We start from the raw sequence: 20,829 nt of genomic DNA on the forward strand, positions 1-20,829 counted from the left end.
AATACTTGGAGCATGACGTCCGCTCGCCGCCGTGCTCCGCTGCCCCAGCTGGCCCTTGCCGGCGTGGCCATCGCCCTGCTGCCGACGGGCGTCGCGCAGGCCGATCCCGAGCCGGCACCGGCACCGGCTCCCGTGTCCGCCGGCGTCACCGGCGTCCTCAACGACTGGCAGAAATCCGTCTGTGCGCCAGGCAGTTTCAACCAGGACGATCCGGCGATCGCCGCCCGTGACTGGCCCGGCGCGGTGCGAGCGGGCACCTGCGCGAGCGCGGTGAATCCCGGCCTGACCAACGGCCTGTGGATCACGCAGTGGACCGCCAACAGCGACATGACCTCGGCGCTGCAGCGCAATTTCATGGCGCTGTTCGCATCGGCCGTCAGCGATCAGACGGCGATCATCACCTTCGCGGTGGCCAGCCCCGAGGCACGCAAATCCCTTGAGCCGCTGACGAAGTTCGGGTTCACCATCAACCCGGTGCCGCCGCTGGCCTGACGGCCCCTGCCCCAGAACACCGGTCAATTGATTGCGGGGCGCAGCCGGTTGCCCGAGTGCGCCCCGCCATCACAGCACGTGACTGCGTTTCTAGAAGTCCCAGTCCGAGTCTTCGGTGTTGACGGCCTTGCCGATGACATACGACGAACCCGAGCCCGAGAAGAAGTCGTGGTTCTCGTCGGCGTTGGGCGACAGCGCCGACAGGATCGCCGGGTTCACGTCGGTCTCGTCGCGCGGGAACAGCGCTTCGTAGCCGAGGTTCATCAGCGCCTTGTTGGCGTTGTAGCGCAGGAACTTCTTGACGTCCTCGGTGAGGCCGACGCCGTCGTACAGGTCCTGGGTGTACTCCACCTCGTTGTCGTACAGCTCGAACAGCAGCTCGTAGGTGTAGTCCTTGAGCTCGGTCCGCTTGGCCTCGTCGACCGCTGCCAATCCGCGCTGGTACTTGTAGCCGATGTAGTAGCCGTGCACCGCTTCGTCACGGATGATCAGGCGGATCATGTCGGCGGTGTTGGTGAGCTTGGCGCGCGAGGACCAGTACATCGGCAGGTAGAAGCCGGAGTAGAACAGGAAGCTCTCGAGCAGCGTCGAGGCCACCTTGCGCTTGAGCGGCTCGTCACCCCGGTAGTACTTCATGACGATCTCGGCCTTGCGCTGCAGGTTCGGGTTCTCCTCCGACCAGCGGAACGCCTCGTCGATCTCGACGGTCGAGCACAGCGTCGAGAAGATGTTGCTGTAGCTCTTGGCGTGCACCGACTCCATGAAGGCGATGTTGGTGTAGACGGCCTGCTCGTGCGGGGTCAGCGCGTCCGGGATGAGGCTGACGGCGCCGACCGTGCCCTGGATGGTGTCCAGCAGTGTCAGGCCGGTGAAAACCCGCATGGTGAGCTGCTTTTCGCTGTCGGTCAGGGTGCCCCAGGACGGGATGTCGTTGGACACCGGCACCTTCTCCGGCAACCAGAAGTTGCCCGTGAGACGGTCCCAGACCTCCGCGTCCTTGTCGTCCTGCACGCGGTTCCAGTTGATCGCGGAGGCCCGGTCGATCAGCTTCATACCTTCAGACACCGTGACCCCATTTCGCCTGGAACTGTGTTTGCCGGATCGGCACCACAGACACTACCCCTGGTGTCTGCCATCGCCGAACACCGCTAAAAGTTGTGTTCGCGTGTCGCGCCCGCGGAGCCGATTCAGCGGATGAACTCATACTCGGTCGACTTGAATTTCCGGGTTTCCAGCCAGTACTGCCAGGTCATGCCGCTCCACAGCGTGCGGTTCACGCCGTGCTCGTCCATGTACCAGCTGTGGCAACCACCGGTGCTCCACACCGTGCCGGCCAGGTTCTGCTGCAGTTCGGCGTTGTACTCATCCTGGGCGCGGCGGCTCGGCATCAGTGCGGCGGCGCCCGCCTTGTCGGCCGCGGCGATGGCCTGCGCGGCGTAGCGGATCTGCGACTCGATCATGAACACCACCGAGTTGTGGCCGAGCGCGGTGTTCGGGCCGAGCAGGAAGAACAGGTTCGGCATGTTCGCCACGGTGATGCCGCGGTGCGCCGCCATCCCCTCGCGGTTCCACCGGTCGACCAGGTCCTCTCCCCCGAGGCCCTTGATGTCGACGTAGGTGTACGAGTCGGTGACGTGGAAACCGGTGCACCACACCACCACGTCGACGGGGTGCTCGACGCCGTCGCGGGTGACGATGCCGGCCGCGGTCATCCGCTCGATGCCCTCGGTGAAGACCTGTGTCTTCGGGTTGGCGATCCCGCGATAGTAGGTGTCGGAGTTCAGGATTCGCTTACAGCCGGCCACGTAGTTCGGCGTCAGCTTGCGGCGCAGCTCGGGGTCTTTGATGCTGCGGTTGATGTTCCATTTGCCCAGCAGCTCACCGATTTTGAGGAGCCGAGGCTGCTTGGTCATCGCGAAGCCGACGCCTTCGTGGATCCAGTAGATGGCATCCCGCATGAGCGCGCGCGTACCCGGCACCCGGCGGAAGGTGTTCTTCATCCATTCCGGAAAAGCGTTGTTGGGCCGCGGCATGACCCACGCCGGGGTGCGCTGGTACAGGTGCAACTCGGACACCTGGTCGACGATCGCGGGCACGATCTGGATGGCGCTGGCGCCGGTCCCGATCACCGCGACGCGCTTGCCGGTGATGTCGACGCTGTGGTCCCACTGTGCGGAATGGAAAGCGGCACCGGCAAATTCGTCGCTGCCTTCAATTTCGGGAACCGCCGGGATGTGCAGGCCGCCCGCACCGGAGATGAGGAACTGCGCGATGTACTCCTGGCCGTCGGTGTCGTAGACGTGCCAGCGCCGCTCGTCTTCGTCCCAGTGCGCGCGGTCGACATGGGTGTTGAACCGGATGTTGCGGCGGAGGTTGTGCTTGTCGGTGACGCCCTTGAGGTAGTCGAAGATCTCGGGCTGGAACGACCACATGTGCGTCCAGTCGGCCTTCGGCTCGAAGGAGAACGAGTACATGTGTGACGGGATGTCGCACGCACAGCCCGGGTAGGTGTTGTCGCGCCAGGTGCCGCCGACCTCGTCGGCCTTCTCCAGGATCAGGAAGTCGCGCTCGCCGAAGCCCTGCTTGCGCAGCGCGATGCCCATGCCCAGACCGGAGAAACCGGACCCGATGATCACCGCGCGCGTCACGATGGGCTCGGCGGCCTCGTTGCCGACGGACTGCGCTCCAGTTGACTGCTCGACCGTCATGAACCTGCTCTTTCCTGGGAACGGCGGTACCGGATACTGCACAGTCTCCGGTCCGACCCGCGAGGTGTCAACGCACCACGTCAGGAACGGAATCGTCAGCCGACGGACTCTTCGCGGCGCACCGCGTCGTGCACCGGCAGGTCCAGGTCGAACCGGATGCCGAGCAACCTGGCGGTGCCGTTGATGGCACCGATCATGATGGTGGTCATGTGCGCGACGAACTGGTCGCGGGGCAGCCGGCGCGGAGTTTCATCACTACCGCCGAGCCACCAGTCGGTCGCCGATGCGGCCGCGCCGAACAGCGTGAACGCCGCCAGCTCGAAGATGGCCGAATCCAGATCCATGTCCTTGAGTTCGCCGCTGATCATGGCGGCGATCGCCAGGGTGATGTCGCGGCCGCGGTTGACGGTCGTCATCGCGGCGGCGGACTGGTCGGCGAACCTGCCCTGCAGCAGGAAGCGCACCACGTTGGGGTGCTGGTCCACCAGGTCGACGTAGTGTTCGACGGCGCGGCCGATGATCTGCCCGGTCGAATCGTGCTCGATGTCGATGGACGGAATGACGGCCGCCCACAACATGTCGCGCATCCGCTCGCCGATCTGCGAGAACATGTCGGATTTGTCGGCGAAGTGCCGGTAGATCTTGGGCTTGGCGGTGCCGGCCTCTTCGGCGATCTCCCGCACACTGACGTTCGGGCCGAGCCGGTCGATCGCGCGGAAAGCGGCGTCGACGATCTCCTCGCGGACCTTGAGCCGGTGTTCGCGCCAGCGCTCGCTACGGGCGTCGACCTTCTCGGGCGCACCCTTGGGCGGAGTGACCTTCACCTGCACGGTGACCGACGGAACGTTCACGCCCGGCACACCAGGAACTTTCACCCCGGCCTGGATGCCGGTGCGTGGAAGAGATGGCCTGCGCACCCCGCCACTGTACCGGGCGGGCCAAATCTGACCTGCTCAGACTGCCCGGCGCGGCGCATGTCACACCTTCGGACGCCTCGTCACAGCCAGCGGATCAACAGGCTGCACGCGTAGCATCGGCGTCAGGCCTCGCCCGAAAGTACCGGCCCGACAAGGAATTGATCACATGGTGCAGCGGTACGACGTCATCGTCGCCGGCGGAGGTCCCGCCGGATCGGCGGCTGCGTGGCAGGCCGCGCAAACCGGCGCCAGCGTGCTCGTCATCGACAAGGCCACCTTCCCGCGCGACAAGCCGTGCGGCGACGGCCTGACGGCCCGCGGGGTCAGCTACCTGCAGAAGATGGGCCTGGCGGACGAGGTCGCCCGGTTCCACCGGATCAATCGGGTCACGGTGTTCAGCCCGCACCAATGGGAGCTGTCGTTCCCGCGCCGCCCCGGCATGCCCGACCACGGCTGCACCGTCAGCCGTACCCACCTGGATGCGCTGTTGCTCGGCCATGCCGCGGCCGCGGGCGCGGAGGTGCGCCAGGGTGGCGAGGTGGCGGGTGTCGAGCGCAACGACGACGGCCGGGTCACCGGTGTGGTGCTGAAGGATGGCGAGACGGTGCACGCGGACGCCGTGATCGCAGCCGACGGCGCCTACTCCCCGATCAAACGAGCGCTGCATGTCGACTCGAGTTATCACGGCTATTCGGCGATCGCCATTCGCGCCGAGATGCCGGCCGACCGTCCCGACTCCGACGCGCTGGAGATCTACCTCAAGCTGCTGTTCGACGGTGACCAGCTGCCCGGCTACGGCTGGGTGTTCCCGATGGGCAACGGCACCTTCAACATAGGCCTCGGCTACGTCAACAGCTACCGCAACTGGCAGGCCATCAACGCAACGCGGTTCCTCGGCGACTTCCTGCACACGCTGCCGCGCGACTGGGCGCTGCCGTCGATCGACGAGTTGAAGAAGAACCGGAGCGTGCGGGCCTGGCGCCTGCCCATGGGGTTCACCGCATGGCCGCCGTGGCAGCCCGGTGTCCTGTTCGCCGGTGACGCGCTGGGCGCCGGCAAGCCGGCCTCCGGTGCGGGCATCTCGAAAGCACTCGAATCCGGTTTGGCCGCAGGCGAATGCGCCGTCGCCGCGCTGACCAACGGCGGTCCCGACGACTTCACCAACTACCAGCAGCGCATCGAGGCGGCGTGGGGCCGCGAGTACCGGCGTGGCCGGTTCTTTCACAAGCTGGCCGGCATCCCGTGGGTGGCCGAGGCCGGCCGCCGCGCGGTCGACAGCCGCGTCTTTCGTGATGTGCTGCTCAAGTCGCTGTACAAGAAGGCCGAGGGGCCGGCACACACCTGACTACGCGGCCGGCCGCGCGCCCTTGCCTGACGGCGTGTGATCGGCCTTCGCCCCGGCGGGCGCGTCGGATTTGGTTGTGCTCCTGGTGGATTCGCTTCGCCGGTCACCGGCCTTGACGGACGGTGCGGTCGCGTCGGTACCGGCGTCTGCGGACTGTGGCCGCCGATCGCGGGTCTGCCGCACCGGCGCGACGGCGTCTGGTGTCGGCCGCAGCGAGCGTGCGCGCTTGGCCGGTTTCCCCTTCGAGGCGGCCGATGACGGCGGGGCCGCCGCGCCCGCCGAGGCCGCGGTCGAATCGGGGTCCCCCGACGTCGCCGTCCGCGGTGCCGTTATCGCGAGGCGGCTTCCGGTTGTCGGCACCGCCTGGGGCGTCGTCACCGCGGCGACGGACTTCGGCGCGGTACTCGGCGGCGTTGCCGCCGTCGGCTTCTGGCCGCCGACCACCTGCAACAGCTTGGCGACCGGGCGCGTGATATTCGTCAGCGCCGCAGTCAGATTCACCACCGACTGACGGATCGCCTTGGCCAGCGGCGAGTTGTCCACCGACTTCGCCGGATGGTCGGTGGTGGGTGTGGCCGGTTCGGTGGCATCCACCGTCGGTTGCGGCAACGTGGGCGTGTAGCTGCCGGTACGGAGAATCTGCACTGACTGTGCCAGCGCTCCGGGCAACTCTTTGAGGGCGGCGCTGATCTTGGCCTGCGGCGTGGTCCAGCTGAATTGCTTGACCTGGCTGGGATCCGCCGTGCGCTCATAAGCGCTTTCGATGATGACGCGCAGAACCGGGTCCATGGCGTCGACGAGGCGCTGCGCCCCGATCAGGGATGCGGCAAGGCGCAGGGGCGCGAGCAGCGGCAGGCGCTGCGGGAAGGTCACGTACGTGGTGTTGCCCACGGTGGTGCTGACCGTGTTCGAACTGACCTTGGGCTCCAACGCATACCCGGGCAGGACATGCTCGAACACGATGCCCATGACGGCGTTGACCACGGCCAGCGGGTTGAAATACGCCGGGAAATCAGCGAATCCGTCGTACTGGTTCTGGTAGACCGTGGTCTGGAACGGGCTGTCGGACGGCCCCGGCCGTCCGAACGGAAAGAGATCACCGAGGATCGGCATGCGACTCCATGCGGTGAAGCGGGACAGGATTCCACCGTTCGGCTGGTACGGATCGCCGATGAGGGTGAACGTGTAGTCGCCCGCATGGGCCACATAGGCCGGGTCCTTGGCCATGTCGGCGCGCGCGATCTCGGCAACCTCGGCCCCTTGGGACATGCCGAGGATGGTGATCTTCTCGCCCGGTGCCTGTTTGGCGATGTCCTGCTCCAGATATCCGGCACCGATGCGTTCGGACTGCTTCAAGGAATGCGGCCAGTACGGAATACCCGACAAACCCGGCAGCGCGGAGATGATCGGCCACTCGACGTTGATCTGCCCCGGGTAGGGCACAACGTGGAACGAATCTCCTTGCGGGACAGCGGTTCCGTAGAAGAACATCGGGATGCTCAGCCCGAGCGGGTCGAAGGAGCCACCGATGCCGATCGTGGTGTCGACGAGCCGTACGGCGACCTGCGACACGATCGGAGCGCCCGGTGCCGCCACACCGGCCACTGCCGCCGCCGCGATGCCGACCGCGACACCCCTCGCCAAGACCGTGGTCGTCCACCGCGATGATTGCCATTGTTGTGTTGAGTTGACCCCCATAGCCGCAGGACGCTATAGCAATCCCGCATTTGAAAACAAGAGTTCTTTTTAAAAACAAGAAGTCTTGTTCAAAACCGTCCGCAATCGGCGATCAGCAGGTATGACGGGACCGCGATCACCGCACCGAGGCGGCGATACCGGCCCGCACCACTGCCATGAAGCTCGTCAGATTGCCGATCAGGGTGTCGATGCTCGGGCGCGATTCGGGGTCGGCTTCGTGGTCGTGCAGCCAGTCGGCAACAGCCTCGAACAGACCACCGACCGTCAGGACCGCCAGCGCGTGGAAGTCGACCGCGGCATTGTCCGCGATCTCCGGGAACTCGCGACGCCGCCACAAGTCTTCGACAAACGTTGCGGTCCAACGCCGATTCTCGCGACGCTGTCGCTCGACCCGCGGCGAGATACCCGCGCATTCCCCGAACGCCACCACCGCAATCCGTGGGTCATCGACCAGAGCGTGGGCGAACGCCGACAGCAACAGCCGGACGGTCTCGTCGTTGTCATCCGGTGCGCTGTCGAGGATCTCGACAACATGGCGTTCGATTCGCTCGGCGATTTGCCGGAGCAACTCGATGTAGCAGTCTTCTTTGCTGTCGAACGTCTCGTAGAACGCCTTGTTCCCCACGAACGCGTTCTGGCAGATCTGCTCGATCGAAGTATTCGCATAGCCGTCGCGGGCGAACAGCTCGAACGCTGATGCCAGCAGTTGTTCCCGGCGGTGGATTCGGCGCTGCTCGGCGTCGAGACCGCGTATCGTGCGCGGACTTCCTGATGTCGCGGATCGTGGCGCGGTGGTTTTGCCTGTGCCCGCCGACGGTCTGCTCATGGCCTGGGAGTGTAGTAGCGCTGAGCAAACGCCACGGGCTACAACGGCGTCAGCGCCGACCGCGCTTGGCCTGGCCTGACTTTCGGGCCGATTTGCCCACGGCGCCCTTCCCGGCAGCCGCCCGGGCCGCCTGCTTGGCAAGGGTCTTCTCGCGCGCGCTGCGTTTCGGCGCCGGCTCGGCCTGGCCCCGCGACGAACTGGCCTTTCGGCCCCGCACGATGCCGATGAACTCCTCGACCAGTTCCGACTGTTCCCCTTCCGGAAAGGCCAGTGCGACGGGGCAGGTGGGCGCGTCGGTGATCGGCCGGTACGTGAGATCCTTGCGGTGATACAGCCGCGCGAGCGACTGCGGCACGATGAGGGCACCCATGCCCGTCGCGACGAGTTCTATTGCACCCTCGGTGGTTTCGGGCCGGTACTCGACCGCGTTTCCCGGTGCATCCGCCCAGCCGACGACGTCGTCGAGCGGCACGACGATCGGCTCGCCGTCGAGGTCCGTGGCGGTGATCTCGTCGGCCGCGGTGAGCACATGATCAGTCGACACGACAGCCACCGTCGTCTCCTCATACAGCGAGATGACGGCCAGCCCCGTCGTGTTCGCCGGCAGCCGGAGCAGCGCCACGTCGACGCCGCCGGCCCGCAGCGTGTCGGCCGCATCGGCCGCCGAGACCGGATGCAGAATCAGCGCCGCCTCGGGATGACGCTCGGCCCAGATCCGCGCCCACTTCGCGGGCGTCCCACCGGGGACGTACCCGAGAGTCAATGAGGCCGACGAGGACGGTGTCACGGCGATCACGCTACCCAAACGCGCGTCGGGCGGTTCGTGGTCAGCGCCGATAATTGAGGCATGACCGAGCTCGGCGTCTTCACGTTCCATCTCGTCGAGCTGCCTGTCACGGCGACGGTGCCGCTGCTGCGGCGACCACCGCAGCCCGACCGGATGGCCGGGCTGCGCTACGCCGAATGTCTGTCCCTGATGCGGCTCGGCGCCCCGACCATCTCCCCCGACCGGCTGCAGTTGCGGCGGCTGGCGATGTTCGCCCGGTGGGAGGACGAGGCCGCGATCGACGCATTCCTGGCCGGTCCGGGCGCGCGGTTCGCCACGGGCTGGCATGTCCGGATGACGTTTCTACGGCGCTGGTCCACGCTCGTGGCGCTCCCCGATCTACCGCAGGAGGCCGAGGCTTCCGACGATGACGAGCCCGTCGTCGCCGTCACCCTGGCCCGGATGCGACTGCCCGAAGTCCCGCGCTTCCTCACGTGGGGCAAGCCGGTCGAGCGATTGGTGCGCGACCATCCGGACGCCACCCTGGCGTTGGCCGCGATGCGTCCGCCCCGTTCGATCTCGACCTTCTCGATCTGGACCTCGGTGCGGGCGATGACTGGGATGGTGCACGGCCGGGGTGGTGTGACCGAGGTCGCCGACCCGGCTCGACATGCCGATGCGATGGCCGAGCGCCGGCGCCGCGACTTCCACCGCGAGTTCGCGACCTACCGGTTCCGGCCGCTGTCCGAACACGGCTACTGGGACGGGCGTACCGGTTACGTCCCGCGGCGTTCCAGCTTGTAGTGCAGGCGGACGGCCGGCAGGTTCCACATCCGCAGCACATGGTCGGTGCGAAGTACCTGCTCACGGTCGACGTAGAGGTCGAACGTCTCATGCACGGGTACCCGCCGCGCGAAGTAGCGCCCGCGGTCGCGCACCAGGACGTACGCCCCGTCAGCGCCCCACGGGCCGGCCGGGGAAGACAACCGCAGACCGCCGTCCGGCAGGTGCTGCGGCCGCAGGAAGACCTGGACGTTGCCCTCTTCCAACGGGAACGTCACGTGCACGCTGGCCCGGTCGGCACCGGGAAGCGTTCTGCGCGAATAGCATCCGCTGAACACGGTGTCGCCGTTGCCGCGCAAGGTCCGGATCCAGCCGGCCGCGACCTGCGCGCCGGTGCCGTCGGTGATCACCGAGACCCGACCATCGATGCCGCGTGCCACGTCAAGGGGACGCATCGGTAGCGCCAGTTGCTGTACCCGCTTACCGAACATGCGCGATATCAATTCGCCGCCCGGCCAGAACAACGGTGACCAGCTGCTCCACACCTCCATCCGCCAGCGCGCCGTGTGGGTGTAGAAGTCGTGAATCATCGGGTGGACGGCCGCGGCATCGAATCCGGGCCCGGACAGTCCCTCGAGATCGGGCTGCAAACCGGCGTCGGGGTCGTCGTCGCGCAGCGCGCCACCGCGGCGGGCCGCTTCATCACGCAGCCAGTTGTTCCCGCCGCCCCGGGACCCGAGTGGCGCCTGCAGCCAGGCATCGACGCCGTCGAGGTCGACGCCTCTGCCGGTGGCCCGCCAGAACTTGCGGGTCGCGAGATCCAGAGTCGAAAACTCCACGTCGCGGATCGTACGGGGTCATCGCAGCGACCTACCGATAGGCTGATGCCCATGAGCAGGCCCAACGCGCAGTCCATGAAACCCGCCACCGCGGCGAAGAAGCTGGACGTGTACTTGCCCGCGACACCTGCCGAGTTCCAGGAGAACGCGATCACCCGCGCCGACCTGGCGGCGCTGCAGGCCGATCCGCCACAGTGGCTCAAGGACCTTCGCAAGAACGGGCCGCACCCCAAGAACCTGGTGGCCGCCAAGCTGGGTATCTCGATCGCCGGCCTCGCACGCGGCGGCGTCGAGAAGGCGCTGACCACCGAGCAGATCGACGCCCTGCTCGAGGAGAAGCCGGACTGGCTGATCATCGAACGCGAGAGCTACCAGCAGGTACTGCGCGAGCAGCGGCGGATCAAGGCACTGCACGCGGATCAGGCGCGCGAAGCCTGACGACCGGTCGCCACCTACCACCGGTCGTCACAGCAGCACTCACCAGAGATCGAAGCCCACGTTGGTGTTGGGGTAATGGCTGCTGAAGCTGTGATTGATCCAGTAGTTCTTGGCGAGAAAACCGGTGACACTGGTGTTCGCGACATTCGTGTTGGTCTTCGAGTCGTTGACCTCGTAGGTGGCGGTCGGGCCGCCGACACCAACCCGGTAGGCGACGTGCATGTCGAGCGAGTCGCCCTGTGGCGCAACGGCTGTCACGGTTTCGGTGGCGCCGGGTGCCAGTAGCCGCTGAGGACCGTCGACCCATTTGCCGTTGGGGCTCGTCCCGTCATCGAGCAGGAACTGCACCTTGTCGGTGTGGTTGGTGATCGTCATGGCGATGGTCGGCTCGCCGGGATGAGTGACCGGCATGGTTCCCGCGTGGGCGACCGCGGCGAAGGACAGCGCGGCGGCGATCCCCGTTCCTGCTGCGGCGATCCGAGCCGTCGTGATGTTCATGGGGCCTCCTGTACGTGAATGTTGTGATCCGAGAAGGGGTTTGGGCCGTCTCTTGACACCGACAACTATTTCGCGAGCGGCCACTTTCCGGATTCCCCCGAACAGCGGATTCGCCGGTGGAACCGTTCTCCCCCGATCGGCGGACAGACCGAGGCCGCTGAACAGCCGCCATGCCGATCTGCTTTGGTAGAGGCGATGGCTACACCAAACGCGCCGCTGGGCATTGCCACGTTCAACGTCAACGGGATCCGGGCGGCACGCCGTCGCGGCTTCGACGCCTGGCTCGCCGGGCGCGGACTCGACGTGGTGGCCCTGCAGGAGTTGCGCTGCCCGCCCGACCAGGTCGGCGAATTCGACGGCTATCACGCGGCGATGGATTCCGGCTCGATCCCGGGCCGCAACGGCGTCGCCATCCTGACGCGCGACGCGCCGACGGCCGTGCGGACCTGGGTCTCGCATCCCCCGCGCACCCGGGGGCTCGGGACATTCGCGAACGAGGGGCGGTACCTCGAGGTCGACCTCGCGCACGCTCCCCTCACAGTGGCGTGCCTCTATCTGCCGAAAGGCGGCCTGCCGGCGCACCTGCAGCGGCCCGGCAACATGCGCGATCTGCCCGACGGCGGCGCCAAGTACGACAGGAAGATGCGCTTCCTCGGGGCGTTCGCGCGCGAGCTGAGCCGCAACCGGCGGGCGGCGCTCGCGGCGGGCCGCGAGTTCCTGCTGCTCGGCGATCTGAACCTGGCGCACCTTCCGCACGACGTGACGAATTGGCGGCCCGCACAGAAGATGGAGGGCTTCCTCCCCGAGGAACGCGCCTGGCTGGACGCACAGATCGGGCCGCGCACACTCGTCGACGTGGTGCGGACGCTGCATGGTGACCGGCCCGGGCCGCTGTCCTGGTGGAGTTGGGCCGGCGAGTCGTTCGTCAAAGACGTGGGCTGGCGCATCGATCACCACCTGGCCACGCCGCGGCTCGCGCGGACCGCTATGTCGGTGACGGTCGACAAGGAAGCCGCGCCCAGCGCGCGGCTGTCCGACCACGCGCCTGTGGTTGTGCACTACGCCTTCCCCTGAACCGCCGCGCGATGAGTTGTGCGCGGGTCGGCTGTCTACCCCTGTGACGGCACCCGCTTCCGGGCGCCGCGGACCACAGGAGCAGCCCGATGCACGCCATGATCTTCGTTCACCTGCCCGTCGCCGACGTCGCGCGCTCGCGGAAGTTCTTCTCCGGGCTCGGCTATGCGGTCAACGAGACGTTCAGCAATGACAACGCAGTGACACTGGTGCTGGGCGAGAACCAGTTCGCGATGCTGACGCAGCGCGATGTCTTCGATTCCCTGCACACGGCCGAGACCGCCGATGCGTCGAAGACGAAGGAGTGCGTCGTCTGCTTGGGTGTCGACCGCCGCGAGTGCGTGGACACCCTCGTGGACGGCGCCATCGCTGCGGGCGCCACGCCGGGCGACACCGATGACGAGGACTTCATGTACGGCCGCAGCTACCACGACCTCGACGGCCACTCCTGGCAGATCTTCTGGGTGGACCCCACGGCCACGTAGCCCAAAACTGACCCCGGCCAAGCCTGCACACCGCTACGATTTCCCAGCATGCAGTCAGCATTCGCACAGGATCACGACCTGGCAGACAGCCCGATCGATCCGTCATGGGTCGTCGACGGCAAGCCACGGGCACGGTCGCGGCGCTGGCACACCAGTGGTGACTCGGCGGTCGAGTTCTATATCTGGGACTGCTCGGCCGGCACATTCGACTGGACCTTCGTCGTAGAGGAGACGGTGCACATCGTCGCGGGCGAGGTCCGAATCGGTGATCCGCAGACCGGAACTTGGCTCCGGCCAGGCGATTCCGCAGTGTTCGCCGCCGGCACCACCCACCGGTGGTACGTGCCCGACTACGTCCGCAAGCACGCCACGCTGCGCACCCCACTCCCGACGCTGCTGATCCGGGTCGGGCGCGTCGCGACGCGGGTCGGACGTCGCCTGGCGTCCACGATCCCGAGTCGCGGGTAGTTCGTCGGAGTCAGTGTCCCCCACGCACGCTGAGCAGCGTGAGGGCAGCAGCCACCTCGATCGGGTTGCGCGCGAAGGGTTTCGGCAGCAGTTCGTCGATGCGGGCGAGACGCCGGTCGATGGTGTTGCGGTGGGTGTACAACCGTTCGGCGGTGCTCGTGCGGTTGAGACCCTCGTCCACATAGGTCAGCACCGTCTGATGCAGCACCGGGCTGGCGTCCTTCAGTTCACCGAGCACGTCCGCGACGAACTGGTCGGCCGACGAGGGATCCGTGGACAACAGGTCTACGAGGTGGACGTCCTCATAGCGCACGATGGACAGCCCGGAGTCCAGGCGAGCCAGAAGCCTTTGCGCTGCAGCGGCGTCCATGTGCGTCCGCCGGAAGCCGCTGACCCCAGGAGCCGCACGGCCGAGTGCCACGCGCGCACCGCACCGTCGCCCCAGGCGTTCGGCGAGTTCGGCGACCGTCGGCGTCGTCTTCGCCGGTATCCACAGCCACACCGCAGCGGTACCGGCGACCACAGTCAGCCGCCGGTCCGCGCCGCAGGCCCGCATCACCTGCTCACTGGCGCGTTCGAGTTCGGCGACGTCCTTCTCGGAATTCACCCAGACGACGGCGCCGATGTGCGAACCGGTCAGCGCGTAGCCCAGCTGCGCTTCGGCACGCGACGGTGCGATGTCCGCGCCCTGGAGCAGGAGCTCGACGGTGGCGTACCGCTGCAGCTGCGAGCCACCGGCGAACTCCTCGCGGACCCGGCGGATGTGCTCAGCGAGCTCAGCGATCGAGTCGTCGACGAACGTCGTGAGCGAATTCCCGGAGATCTCGATCAGTTCGCGAAGCTGATCCGCATCGTCCGTCGTCTTGAAACACGCCGCCAGCCACCAACTCCAGGCAACGCGTTGTGCGGATCGCCACCCCAGGACATCGTCAGTCGTGAGGCCGCGCAGCACCACATCGCGGGCATACGTGCGCATGACGCTTCCCGTGGCGGGACTGACCCGGCGACCGGGCTCGGCGATGTTGGACGTCAGCCAGTGCTTGAGGTGCGAGACCACCATCTGGGCATCGGCATCCGCGAGCACCGGGTCATCGGCGATCGCCCGGTACTTCGGGTCCTGCAGCGACGCTGCAGTCAGATCGTCGATGACGTCTGCGGACCTCGCCAGCATCGACTCAGCGAGTTCCCGGATCAGCCGGCGGACCGGATCGGATGCATCGGGCCACAGCTGATCCGGTGTCATGGCAACAGTCTGCCGCTTACAGACCGAGGTGATCGGCGAGTTCGCGGTAGTCGACCATCCACAGGCCGGGCGAGCCGGTCGGGTACTGCGAGCGGAAGCCGAGGATGCGCTGGACGCGCTCCGGCAGGGTCTTCACCACGTCGCGATCGACCAGGAACGGGTAGGCCTCCTCCCCGACCAGGAACCCCGGGTTGAACGCGAAGGACACCGCGCGCCGGTACTCATCGGTGGTGACGTTGGCGCCACCGCCGTGCGCGGTCTTGCCGCTGAAGAAGAGGGCATCGCCGGCGTTCATGATCGCGGGGAACGTCTGCTCGGGCGTCCCGCGGTCCTGGAAATCGGGCCACTTGTGGCTGCCCGGGATGACGCGGGTGGCGCCGTTCTCCTCGGTGAAGTCCGTGAGGGCGATGAGGAAGTTGAGGGTGATCTCCGGGCCGGCGGGGCCCATGCCGACGAAGGGGTACCAGTTCTCGAGGTCGCGGTGCAGGAACTGCGCGCGGTTGCCGGGGCCGATCTCGATCACCTGGGCGGTGGTCATCCAGTACGTGCCCGATTCCTCGAGGAAGGTCGCATCACACAGGGCGTGCACCAGGTCGTGGTTGATGATCTCGTTCCGGAAGACCGGGCTGTGGGTGACCAGGTTCGTCAGGCGCTTGGTGTTGGCGCCGTGGAACTCGTTGACGATCTCGAGCTCGTGCTTGCCGCCGGGAGTCAGCGCGGCGAGGGGGCCCTCGATCTCGGCGTTGAACCGGGTGACCTGCTCCGGGGTCAGCAGACCCTCGATGATCACCCCGCCGTCCTCGGCGACGATGGCACGGATATCCGCGACGTCCGCGGTGTGAGGAAGCTTCCGGAGGTTCGAAACAGCGGTTGTCATCGCGTGATCTCTTTCTGCGAGTTGAAGTTTGGGGAGAACGCCGAGTTGTTGGTGTGGCGTTGATCTCACTATTGCCGCCGGGCCCGGTGGTGTGCCATGGCACCTCTCAACCAATCGAGCGGGCGGACGGTGCATATTGCACCTATCGGTTGAGGCCGCCGGCCAGCTGTCGCTTGAGTTCGAATTTCTGAATCTTGCCGGTGGCAGTCTTGGGGAGCGCGGTGAACTCGATGCGGTCCGGGACCTTGAATTTCGCGACGCGGTCGAGCAGGTGGGCCCGCAGTTCCGCACTCGTGACAGCCGCACCTGGGCGCAGCGACACGAACGCCACGGGCCGCTCACCCCAATGCTCGTGCGGCATGCCGACAACCGCGGCCTCCAGCACGGCGGGGTGCTCGAGGATGGCGCTCTCAATCTCGACCGAGCTGATGTTCTCGCCGCCGGAGATGATGACATCCTTTGCGCGGTCACGGATTTCGAGGTAGCCATCGGGGTGACGCACCGCGAGATCGCCAGTGCGGAACCAGCCGTCCGGCACCGCTGCCGCAGTGGCGGCCATATCTCGGTAGTACGCGGGGGTGACGTTGTTTCCCCGCAACGCGATCTCACCGATCGTTGCACCGTCTGCGGGCACGTCCCGGCCCTGTTCGTCCACCACCCGAACCGGGTCGGAAACGACGTTGCCGACGCCCTGGCGGGCGTTCAGGCGGTCACGCTCGTCTTCCGGCGCCGAATCCCATTCCTGCTTCCACTCATTGATGACGGCCGGGCCGTAGGTCTCGGTCATGCCGTAGAGATGGGTGACCGCGAGGCCGCAAGCACGGGCCCGCGCAAGCAGTGCGGGTGCGGGCGGCGCTCCGCCGGTGGCCACCCACACGGTTCGTTCCGCGCGGTTCGCGGGCGGCTGCGAGGTCATGGTCGACAGGACCGTCGGCGCCGCGCACATGTGGGTGACCGCGTGGTCCTCGACGGCCGTCCAGATCGCCTTCGCCTCGACCTTCGGCAGGCACACGTGGGTGGCGCCGGCCGCGGTGACCGCCCAGGTGAAGCACCAGCCGTTGCAGTGGAACATCGGCAGCGTCCACAGGTACGCCGAGTCGAGGTCCAGGCCCGAGCGGAAGGCCATGGCCAGCGCCTGCAGGTAGGCGCCGCGGTGGGTGTACACCACCCCCTTCGGCTTACCCGTGGTACCCGACGTGTAATTGATTGCCACCGTGGCGAATTCGTCATCACAGGCAACATCCATCGGCGCTGCCGACGCCACGTAGTGCTCGTATTGCTCATTGCCGGCGATGACCTTCACAGTGCCGCCGACCAACTCGGCCGCCTCCCGCGCGACCGCGATCAGCGGGTCCGTTGCGATCAGCACCTCGGCTCCGCTGTGCTCGAGGATGTATGCGATGTCCCCTGCGCTCAGGCGAGAGTTCAGCGGCACCAGAACCCCACCCGCGTAGGGCACTCCGTAGTGTGCCTCGAGCATTTCCAGGGTGTTGTGCGCCAGCACCGCGACTCGGGCACCCGGCCCCAGTCCGTCACCAACCAGCGCGCCCGCGAGGTGCCGGCAGCGCTCATGCAGATCGCGGTACGTCAGCACGCGTGCGCCGTCGATGACGGCGACCTTGTCCCCGTGCACCGCAGCGGCTCGATCGAGAAAACGCACCGGGTTCAGCACCGACACTGCATGTGTCACAGCAATCCATCTTCAAGCAGCCGAGCACCTTTCGATGCCAGGGCACGGACGGGGAGATCACCCATGGACAGAAATCCGGCGGGCGCGTCGATCACGGCCGTCACGGTGTTGACCGCTGCGGCAATGGTGCTCACGAAGGACTCGAAGCCGGTCAGTGATGTCAGCTCGATCGTCTGGTCAGCGCCTTCGATGCGGTAATCGTCACCCGCGGTGAGCGAGTCACTCGGGTCGAAGAAGCCGAACATGATCTCCAAGTCGATGACCGCACGGCCGCCGCGCAATCCGCGGGCGGCGTGGGTGACGGCGGCGATCTGGCCACGTTCGACGGTGATGTGCTCGCCGACGCGAGTGATCTCGCTGACCGTCGCGGGTGTCACCCGGTCGACCGCGATAGCGTCCAAGGTCCAGCCGAGGCCGCTCGCCAGCGCACCGATCGATTGTTCGAAACCGTAGTGGCCGACCACATCTCCAGATTCCTGCGCTGCGGCGAACTGCGCAGGCGTGAGTCCCAGGCCGAACTTCGACAGGATCGCCCCGTACCGCGACATGTTGGTGCGGCGGCGGATGATCACGCGGTCGACACGTTGGGTGAGGGCGGTCAGCAGCAGAGGCAGGGTGTCCATGAGGACGCCGGGGTTGGCCCCGGTGCCCAGGACGGTCACGCCGTGCGTTTTCGCGGTGTCATCGAGGCGACGCGAGATCTCCGGGTGACTCGACCACGGGTACGCCAGTTCCTCGCAGATGCTCATCACGTTGTACGCACGTTGCAGAAGCGGCACGAGGGTGTCGGCCACGTGATTCAGATCCGACGTCGTCGCGACGATCGCCAGGTCCGCCGGGGGCAGACCCGCGGGGTCGTCGACGACGGTCACGCCGGTCGCCGCGCTGCCGACGAGGACGCCGAGATCCGTGCCGACGACCGCGGGATTGCGGTCGGCCGCACCGACGATCTGGACGTCGGTGCGTCGCAGCAGGGATTGCGCCATGGCGCGGCCGGTGGCGCCGAGACCCACCATCACGATTCGTTGTGCCATTATTCGTTGTCTTTCAGAGGGATTCGTTGTTCGGTGGTTTCGCTATTCCTGCCGGCCCGAGGACGGCAGGAGTATTCCGACAACGGGTCCGAGTGCGAAGGCGGCGATCAGGGAAACGACGATGACGGCGGAGACCACGCGACTGTTTCCTGCGAGCAGATCGAGGTTGAGCAGCATGATCGCCAGGATGGCCAGCAGCCCCGCCATGCCGAGCAGTGGCGCGATCAGTGTCCGCGTCAGCGGCGCCCCGTGCGGTTCGCGACGGAAGAACGCCAGCACGGCCGCGCAGGTGAGGATGAGCAGCACGACGTATCCGATGGACCCCAGACCCGATGTCCACGTGTAGATTTCGCTCATCGGGTCGAGCCCGATCATGGTGCCGCCGGCCAGCACAGCGCCGGTGGCGATCGCGACGGCCACCGCTCCCCGGTGCGGCGAGCCGTGCGTCGGGTGGCTCGCCGACAGGGTGGTCGGCAACAGGCCCCGGGACGCCAGCGAGAACGTGTAGCGGGCGAGGATGTTGTGCCACGTCAAGGCGGCCGCGAAGGTGCTGGTGACGAACATCGCCACGGTGAGGTCGGCACCGATGCGCCCGAGGTACTGAAGCGCCACTGCGGAGAACAGGCCCTCGGGGTCGGCTGTCGCGGCAGGGACGACTCGACTGTCGCCGACGCCGCTGATCACCGCCCACGAGGTGAAGGTGTAGAAGAGTCCCACGACGATCACCGAGATGATCGTCGCCCGGCGCACCGTCCGGGCAGGATCACGCGCTTCGTCCCGGAACACCGCAGCTGCCTCGATGCCGATGAAGCTGAGTACGGCGAAGATGAGGCCCACCCCGGGTGCGCCGCTGAATATCGTCTTCAGCGAGAACATCCCACCGGACAGACCTTCCGGTCCACCGCCGCGCGCGACGATCCAAAGGTCCAGTGCGAGAACGATGCTCACCTCGGCGACCAGGAGGACACCCAGGACCTTGCCGGACAGCTCGACGTCCCGGTAGCCCAGGAACAACGTCAGCGCCAGTCCCACGCCGGCCCACAGCCACCATGGCGACGCGGGTCCGCCGTAGGACTTCACCAGCGCGTCCACACCGGTCCCGAACAGAATGAAGAGCCCGATGAAGATGCACGTATACGACAGCATGGCCAGATAGCCGGTGCCGATCCCGGCAGCTCGGCCCAGACCCGCATGCACGTAGGAGTAGAACGCCCCCGCCGAGCGGACGAACGGCGTCATCGTCGTGAAACCGGTGACGAAGAGCAGCAGGACGACGAGGGTCGCCACGTAGCCGATGGGCAGGCCTGCGCCGTTGCCCAAGGCCAGGCCCAGCACCATCGGCCCGCCGACCACGCAGAGCGGGGCGGCCCCGGCGATGATCATGAGGGAGATCGAGCCGACGCCGAGCTTGCCGCTCAGACGGGGCGTAGTCCCGGGCTCAGCGGCGTTCTCGCTGGTAGCCGGAGCGGTGCTCCCATTTGCTGTCGTGTCCATCGTCAGAACCTGATCACCGAGCGGATGCCGACGCCGCGCTTCATCTCGTCGAACGCGTCATTGATCTCTGCCAGGTCGATGACCCGGGTCACGAGCGAGTCGAGATCGATGCGGCCCCGCATGTAGTGCTCGACGAGCAGCGGGAAGTCGGTGGCGGGCTTGCTCGAGCCGTAGTTCGAGCCGATGAGGGAAAGCTCTTGATCGGACATGACGAAGGGGTCGATCGTGACCTTCATGCCGTCGGCCACCTGCCCCGCGACGACGGCGGTGCCACCTCGAGCCAGGACCGCATAGGCGGCTTCGATGGTCTGCGGCAGACCGATGGCCTCGATGGCCACCTCGACGCCACGCCCATCGGTGAGCTCCGCGATCCGGTCCGCCAGATTCTCTTGGGCGCTGTTGATAATGTCGGTAGCTCCGAAAACCCGTGCCTGCTTGAGCTTTTCGTCGGAGATGTCGGCGGCGATGAGCTGGCGGGCACCGACCAGGCGGGCACCCTGAATCGCGTTGAGTCCGACGCCGCCGCATCCAATGACCAGCACGGTGTCGCTCGGGCGCACCTTGGCGGTGTTGACCGCTGCGCCGACACCGGTGGTCACGGCGCAGCCGATCAGCGCCGACTGTTCGAAGGGGGCGTCATCGCGGATCGCGATCGCGCCCGATTCAGGCACCATGACGTACTGACCGAAGGTGCCGAGGCCGGCGAAGCTGAGGACGTCCGCACCATCTGCCGCGGTGATCCGCGACCGGCCGTCGAACGAGAGGTGGTTGGCCGAATGTTGAGCGACCATGTCGCACAGGACGGGCCTGCCACTGATGCAGTAGCGGCACCGGCGACATGAGGGCGTCCAGGACAGGACGACGTGATCGCCCTTCTTCAGGGTCGTCACCCCTTCACCCACACTCTCGATGACGCCCGCGCCTTCGTGACCGAGGATCATTGGCGTGGGGACGTCCCACTCACCGGCAAGAACGTGAAAATCGCTGTGACACAATCCACTTGCCTTGAGCCGCACGAGTACGTCGCCGGGCGGCGGGGTCGATGGGAGCGAAACGGTTTCGATGGTCAGCGGCGCGTTCGGCGTCCTGAAGACGGCGGCGTCGAATTCGATGGTCATGGCAGATGTCCTCTTGAGGGTGGATGTGGTGGATCA

21 protein-coding genes are annotated in these 20,829 nt (G+C 66.8%); 7 read left to right on the top strand and 14 right to left on the bottom strand.

The window, feature by feature from the left end; genetic code table 11:
• The first annotated feature begins 12 nt into the window (after positions 1 to 12).
• Entirely contained in the window at positions 13 to 492 is a 480-nt protein-coding gene (locus tag ACJH6J_RS10725) for a hypothetical protein (RefSeq protein WP_133427146.1), read from the top strand.
• A gap of 90 nt (positions 493 to 582) precedes the next feature.
• Here the strand turns inward: ACJH6J_RS10725 and nrdF are convergent, their stop codons facing one another.
• From nrdF to ACJH6J_RS10740, 3 genes are all read right to left on the bottom strand, one after another.
• Entirely contained in the window at positions 583 to 1,545 is a 963-nt protein-coding gene (gene nrdF, locus ACJH6J_RS10730; protein ID WP_036427309.1) for a class 1b ribonucleoside-diphosphate reductase subunit beta, read from the bottom strand.
• A gap of 134 nt (positions 1,546 to 1,679) precedes the next feature.
• Positions 1,680 to 3,200, bottom strand: coding sequence for an NAD(P)/FAD-dependent oxidoreductase (locus tag ACJH6J_RS10735; RefSeq protein WP_212813782.1), 1,521 nt, complete (start codon positions 3,198 to 3,200; stop codon positions 1,680 to 1,682).
• A gap of 95 nt (positions 3,201 to 3,295) precedes the next feature.
• On the bottom strand, positions 3,296 to 4,030 hold the full coding sequence (locus tag ACJH6J_RS10740; protein ID WP_212814740.1) for a TetR/AcrR family transcriptional regulator: 735 nt from the start codon (positions 4,028 to 4,030) through the stop codon (positions 3,296 to 3,298).
• Between the two features lie 253 nt (positions 4,031 to 4,283).
• Here ACJH6J_RS10740 and ACJH6J_RS10745 point away from each other — a divergent pair, with 253 nt between their 5' ends.
• Positions 4,284 to 5,462, top strand: a complete 1,179-nt coding sequence (locus ACJH6J_RS10745; protein WP_346416768.1) for a geranylgeranyl reductase family protein — start codon at positions 4,284 to 4,286, stop codon at positions 5,460 to 5,462.
• On the opposite strand, the gene ACJH6J_RS10750 is transcribed toward ACJH6J_RS10745, so the two are convergent.
• The 3 genes from ACJH6J_RS10750 to ACJH6J_RS10760 form a co-directional block, all read right to left on the bottom strand.
• The gene (locus tag ACJH6J_RS10750) at positions 5,463 to 7,106 is read right to left on the bottom strand and encodes a PE-PPE domain-containing protein (RefSeq protein WP_406803938.1); all 1,644 of its coding nucleotides are present in this window, start codon (positions 7,104 to 7,106) and stop codon (positions 5,463 to 5,465) included.
• A gap of 169 nt (positions 7,107 to 7,275) precedes the next feature.
• Positions 7,276 to 7,986 carry a TetR/AcrR family transcriptional regulator gene (locus tag ACJH6J_RS10755; RefSeq protein ID WP_212813776.1) on the bottom strand — a complete coding sequence of 237 codons (711 nt, stop codon included), beginning with the start codon at positions 7,984 to 7,986 and terminating at the stop codon, positions 7,276 to 7,278.
• A 49-nt stretch (positions 7,987 to 8,035) separates the two neighbouring features.
• Positions 8,036 to 8,782: a LysR family substrate-binding domain-containing protein gene (locus tag ACJH6J_RS10760; protein WP_318986181.1), complete on the bottom strand. Its 747-nt coding sequence runs from the start codon at positions 8,780 to 8,782 to the stop codon at positions 8,036 to 8,038.
• A 51-nt stretch (positions 8,783 to 8,833) separates the two neighbouring features.
• On the opposite strand from ACJH6J_RS10760, the gene ACJH6J_RS10765 reads away from it, so the two are divergent.
• Positions 8,834 to 9,556 carry a hypothetical protein gene (locus ACJH6J_RS10765; RefSeq protein ID WP_318986114.1) on the top strand — a complete coding sequence of 241 codons (723 nt, stop codon included), beginning with the start codon at positions 8,834 to 8,836 and terminating at the stop codon, positions 9,554 to 9,556.
• On the opposite strand, the gene ACJH6J_RS10770 is transcribed toward ACJH6J_RS10765, so the two are convergent.
• Positions 9,529 to 10,374, bottom strand: a complete 846-nt coding sequence (locus ACJH6J_RS10770; RefSeq protein WP_212813772.1) for a hypothetical protein — start codon at positions 10,372 to 10,374, stop codon at positions 9,529 to 9,531. The two genes, ACJH6J_RS10765 and ACJH6J_RS10770, sit on opposite strands and share 28 nt — an antisense overlap.
• Before the next feature lie 51 nt (positions 10,375 to 10,425).
• On the opposite strand from ACJH6J_RS10770, the gene ACJH6J_RS10775 reads away from it, so the two are divergent.
• Positions 10,426 to 10,812, top strand: a complete 387-nt coding sequence (locus ACJH6J_RS10775; protein ID WP_138249832.1) for a DUF5997 family protein — start codon at positions 10,426 to 10,428, stop codon at positions 10,810 to 10,812.
• Positions 10,813 to 10,851: 39 nt separating this feature from the next.
• On the opposite strand, the gene ACJH6J_RS10780 is transcribed toward ACJH6J_RS10775, so the two are convergent.
• A complete protein-coding gene (locus ACJH6J_RS10780) occupies positions 10,852 to 11,310 on the bottom strand; it encodes a hypothetical protein (RefSeq protein ID WP_212813770.1) in 459 nt (152 codons plus the stop codon).
• Between the two features lie 195 nt (positions 11,311 to 11,505).
• On the opposite strand from ACJH6J_RS10780, the gene ACJH6J_RS10785 reads away from it, so the two are divergent.
• The 3 genes from ACJH6J_RS10785 to ACJH6J_RS10795 all read left to right on the top strand — a co-directional run bounded on the left by ACJH6J_RS10785 (position 11,506) and on the right by ACJH6J_RS10795 (position 13,337).
• Positions 11,506 to 12,384: an exodeoxyribonuclease III gene (locus ACJH6J_RS10785; protein ID WP_212813768.1), complete on the top strand. Its 879-nt coding sequence runs from the start codon at positions 11,506 to 11,508 to the stop codon at positions 12,382 to 12,384.
• Between the two features lie 89 nt (positions 12,385 to 12,473).
• On the top strand, positions 12,474 to 12,869 hold the full coding sequence (locus ACJH6J_RS10790) for a VOC family protein (protein ID WP_212813766.1): 396 nt from the start codon (positions 12,474 to 12,476) through the stop codon (positions 12,867 to 12,869).
• 48 nt (positions 12,870 to 12,917) lie between these two features.
• Positions 12,918 to 13,337 carry a cupin domain-containing protein gene (locus ACJH6J_RS10795; protein WP_212813764.1) on the top strand — a complete coding sequence of 140 codons (420 nt, stop codon included), beginning with the start codon at positions 12,918 to 12,920 and terminating at the stop codon, positions 13,335 to 13,337.
• A gap of 10 nt (positions 13,338 to 13,347) precedes the next feature.
• On the opposite strand, the gene ACJH6J_RS10800 is transcribed toward ACJH6J_RS10795, so the two are convergent.
• The 6 genes from ACJH6J_RS10800 to ACJH6J_RS10825 form a co-directional block, all read right to left on the bottom strand.
• The gene (locus tag ACJH6J_RS10800) at positions 13,348 to 14,580 is read right to left on the bottom strand and encodes a CdaR family transcriptional regulator (RefSeq protein ID WP_212813762.1); all 1,233 of its coding nucleotides are present in this window, start codon (positions 14,578 to 14,580) and stop codon (positions 13,348 to 13,350) included.
• A gap of 16 nt (positions 14,581 to 14,596) precedes the next feature.
• Positions 14,597 to 15,457 carry a phytanoyl-CoA dioxygenase family protein gene (locus ACJH6J_RS10805; protein WP_212813760.1) on the bottom strand — a complete coding sequence of 287 codons (861 nt, stop codon included), beginning with the start codon at positions 15,455 to 15,457 and terminating at the stop codon, positions 14,597 to 14,599.
• Positions 15,458 to 15,599: 142 nt separating this feature from the next.
• Complete coding sequence (locus tag ACJH6J_RS10810) at positions 15,600 to 17,147, bottom strand: AMP-binding protein (RefSeq protein ID WP_406776072.1); 1,548 nt, start codon at positions 17,145 to 17,147, stop codon at positions 15,600 to 15,602.
• Positions 17,144 to 18,181: a dihydrodipicolinate reductase gene (locus tag ACJH6J_RS10815; protein WP_212813756.1), complete on the bottom strand. Its 1,038-nt coding sequence runs from the start codon at positions 18,179 to 18,181 to the stop codon at positions 17,144 to 17,146. The genes ACJH6J_RS10810 and ACJH6J_RS10815 overlap by 4 nt, the downstream gene beginning before the upstream one ends.
• Positions 18,182 to 18,223: 42 nt before the next feature.
• The gene (locus tag ACJH6J_RS10820; protein ID WP_406776071.1) at positions 18,224 to 19,675 is read right to left on the bottom strand and encodes an APC family permease; all 1,452 of its coding nucleotides are present in this window, start codon (positions 19,673 to 19,675) and stop codon (positions 18,224 to 18,226) included.
• Between the two features lie 2 nt (positions 19,676 to 19,677).
• Positions 19,678 to 20,793 carry a Zn-dependent alcohol dehydrogenase gene (locus ACJH6J_RS10825; RefSeq protein WP_212813752.1) on the bottom strand — a complete coding sequence of 372 codons (1,116 nt, stop codon included), beginning with the start codon at positions 20,791 to 20,793 and terminating at the stop codon, positions 19,678 to 19,680.
• Positions 20,794 to 20,829 lie beyond the last annotated feature (36 nt).

Source organism: Mycobacterium sp. SMC-18 (genome assembly GCF_045310895.1).
GTDB lineage: Bacteria > Actinomycetota > Actinomycetes > Mycobacteriales > Mycobacteriaceae > Mycobacterium.